A 3,354-nucleotide genomic window follows, 5' to 3' on the forward strand; every position below is an offset into this window, starting at 1 on the left:
GGAACGCGCCGGCTTGATCCGCCGTCAGCCCGGAGTGGCGCGAAGCATCGAGGTGTTGGTCGCCCCTGAAGGCCTGCCCCTCCTCCGCCATCCCCAACTCGTCAAATCCTCTGGGCCGAGGATCTAGTCCCAGGCGCTCTACGGCCTTGGCAAGTACCTCCTTCGCACCAGGATTCTTATAGAGAACCTGTCGGTCGAAGCCGCAGGCGAGTGCAATGGCCGAGACATTCACCTGGCCATTCCGCATTGGCAACGGCCGGCACTCCAGGGCCAGCGCGTCGATGTACTCTTGTAGGCGGCGGACGTTCTCGGCGCCCGCAGCGACTCCGGAGAGTGGCTCGGTCATGACTTAGAACCCTTGCGATCAATGTCCGGCAGCGGCTCCTCAAGCTCGTGCTGTGTTAGCCCATGCACAGCAGCATTTCGGATCATAGTGATGAAGCGTTCCTCGTACTGTACCAGCTTAACCTTCAAGTCGGTGATCTGCGCTTCGCGGTCCTTCAGTTGTCGCTGCACAACGTCCAAGGCCGGATCAGGAGATTTCCTGGATTTGCCTTTGCGGAGATCGACCTTGCGCTGCTTGTACGTCTCTGCGATCCGGCTGTTACCGGACAGCGCCTGACGGCTCCAACCGCCGTTCTCGCGCCGGGCAATGACTTCCACCAGAATTTCCCAAGTCAAGGGAGCTGGCCACGACCGGATGAGCGTGCACACTCGCTCGACGGCACCAGCATCTATTGCCCTGCGTGGTCCGGTTCGGGGCGGCCTACGGCGTCCTCGTGCTCCTGCTGTCCTTTTCCCCTTCAACACCTAGATCCCGTTGCTGTCCGCCAGAATCGAACTGCGACTCGAGATGCAGATTGAACCGCCAAAACAGTTTGACGCCAAGATATCCTCAAGAGCAGGTTGGATACCTTCACGTCGCTGCCTCCATGAGCGATCCTCGGCCACTCTGAGGGCGGTCAAATCTGGCCGAGCATTCGAAGATCCTTCATTGAGCTCTGAGTTACGGCATCCACTTTGGGCACTGGTGTCTGCATTGCGCCTTTGGCATGATCACTTGTCTCGAAGAGAGGAAAACGTGAAGTGATTACGCTCGTGGAAGCCTCGGCAATTGCTGGAATTCTTTGAAACGGCGCCAACATAATTGACAAGATCTACGGTTGGTTCTTCAAAAGGAAGGAAGGTGTGACGCGTCCGCCGGGACTCTCGCCAGACTCTGGCTATGCGTCGACGATCCGTGATGACCCCAAGCAGAATGCCCTCATATCAAGGAACAGGGACATCGAGACGGGCAAGGTGACTTATAACAAATTGACGCGCCTGCTAACCCCGCAGGATTGGATGACGTTGATGTGCTACACGGAAGGCGTAAGCCGTCTTATATGATATCGCGATCAGGCCTCAATTTCCGCTCTGGTCTTCCTGATTATCGCTCTGGCCCTGACCTTCGGATAGGATGAGCTCGATATGTCAGGAGAGTCGGAGGAAGAGGCTAATTCCTGCTCGACCGCCTTAATGCAGTGGGGAGCATGTCGTCGATTTCTTTGTCGGAGAACATAAGCTCCTCATTGTCCTTCAAAGAATCCTGTGCCTTCTTGTAGGCCTTCCCGTCTGTGAAAGGTGCCGCCCGATAGATTTCGTGAAGGGTGGTCTGCATCTCGTCGCGCTTCGTCCGAAGGTCGTCAATTGGCACCGCCGAATTGAGCGCGTCGGTTATAAGGCTGAGGTAAGATTCTCGCACATTCCAGATGTCGGACGCTGTTTCCCTGTGTCGCTGCGCGAGTGCACCTGGGTCCAGGTCCTTCTGGTAGGCGTTGTAGATCAGGCTAAGAATGGCAAGCACGACGGTCGCGTACTCCGCATATTGCAGAAGCCCCGCCTCCGCCCTGAAAACCGTCGTCACCGCACCGCCGGCGATGAGCGCAGACAGGATGATGTTGAACCACTTCGCATACCATTGATGGTCGGCAAGCCGCTCGGCCATCTTTTCGTGGATCTTATGGGTGTAGGCGCAACGGCCGTAACACTCGCACACTTGGCTCTCGAGTTGGTACCGCGGATCAGAGTGGGAAGGTTGTACCAAAGACGGTCCTCCATTTCGCGCGGCGCTGTGCGGCCTTATCGTCGGTCTGCATGTTGCAGGCCTCAACCGCGATATTGTAGTCCGCGAGCGACTTCAACCAGAACACCCCCGTCTTGTAGACATAGGAACCGCTCCCCGGCATACGCCAGTAAGTTTTCTCTCGGTCGAGGTCGTAGAGATACTTCAAGAAGTCCCGCGCCATGTAGTCATGATAGCCGTAGGAGTTATCTCGCCACCCCCACGTCTCGATAAACTGGTAGGCGAGCGCGTCGATCAGAGCTCCAGTCATCGGAACGCTATTATGGTCTTTCCACACTCGCATCATGCGGCAGAGGGCTTTGAGGTTGCCGTTGACGGCCGTATTGCGGGTCTGGACGGCATTCATCTCTGCCCGGGGATTGCACTGCCGCCAGGTACCTCCCCCGTTGGAATCGGCAAAAGTCCAGGAACCGTCCGTGTTGCTGAAATAGGGGAGGATTTCGAATGTGATGCCGTCGGTGAAGGAGATCACGACAACCTGACCGTCGCCGCCGACCTTGCTGGAGTGGTAGGTTTGTAGGAGGGAGTTTTTCACCGCCTGAAGAAGCGCGGACTGACCGTTGCCCTGATACGCGTTGTATTTGACGTATTCCGCATAAGGGAGCTGGAAGCCGATATCGAGGTCGCTGATTCCGCGCGCGGCGGTATCCCGACCGTAAGAGCCGACATAGAGACTGTGGGCGGAATTGGAATCGGTGTTCCAAAAGTCTGTATTGAGGCGCGTGGTGATGCGTCGGTACCGTTGTCCGATCGAGCTGATCAGGTCGCTTCCGATATTGTAATTATTCCGGAAGTTGTAGAATTCGTCAGATACGCCCATTCCCATCCACCCAGCGCTCTCCTCGTCGAGAGATAGGAATTTTCTGCTTTTAGCGCAATAGCTTCGGTGTGTGTTCAACGGGAATCTTACGTGGCCGTTATGACCTTATGCTTGCCGACTGTGGCGAGCGCTGATGTCTTCCCTCATGGATATCCAGCTCGCGCAGGGACAACAAAGATGAGGGTGACAAGCTAGTTTGCATCCTTGTCAGTCGACAGAGGTAAAATGGGCGAGGCACTAATTCGCTGTGGTAGTGAATAGTCGTTTCACCCTTTGCAGAACTGAGGTGGCTCGGTTTGGTTGAACAGCGTTTTCGGTTCGCTAAGTGGAGCGTCTGCCGGGGTTACGCTGCCGCGCGTTGCGGAAGCGGGTTGAAGTAGGCCTGATCGGGCGTGCTCCGGTCAAGGCT

General features: G+C 56.4%; 3 protein-coding genes and 1 pseudogene. All 4 read right to left on the minus strand.

The features are described 5' to 3' along the window. Nucleotides 1-346 (minus strand): annotated as a pseudogene (locus FS320_RS45620) (hypothetical protein); the annotation flags it as partial. Continuing rightward, complete coding sequence (locus FS320_RS40410) at nucleotides 343-663, minus strand: hypothetical protein (protein WP_152718126.1); 321 nt, start codon at nucleotides 661-663, stop codon at nucleotides 343-345. The pseudogene FS320_RS45620 and the gene FS320_RS40410, both read right to left, overlap by 4 nt. Before the next feature lie 832 nt (nucleotides 664-1,495). Continuing rightward, complete coding sequence (locus FS320_RS40415; protein ID WP_338105681.1) at nucleotides 1,496-2,038, minus strand: SLATT domain-containing protein; 543 nt, start codon at nucleotides 2,036-2,038, stop codon at nucleotides 1,496-1,498. Nucleotides 2,039-2,063: 25 nt separating this feature from the next. Next, a complete protein-coding gene (locus FS320_RS40420; protein WP_152718130.1) occupies nucleotides 2,064-2,945 on the minus strand; it encodes an SMODS domain-containing nucleotidyltransferase in 882 nt (293 codons plus the stop codon). Nucleotides 2,946-3,354 lie beyond the last annotated feature (409 nt).

Origin of the sequence: Microvirga tunisiensis (genome assembly GCF_009296175.1) — a bacterium.
Lineage (GTDB): Bacteria > Pseudomonadota > Alphaproteobacteria > Rhizobiales > Beijerinckiaceae > Microvirga > Microvirga tunisiensis.

Excerpts from the sequence above, each read along its gene's own strand:
- FS320_RS40420 (WP_152718130.1), bottom strand. The coding sequence starts at position 2,945 with ATGGGCGTATCTGACGAATTCTACAACTTCCGGAATAATTACAATATC.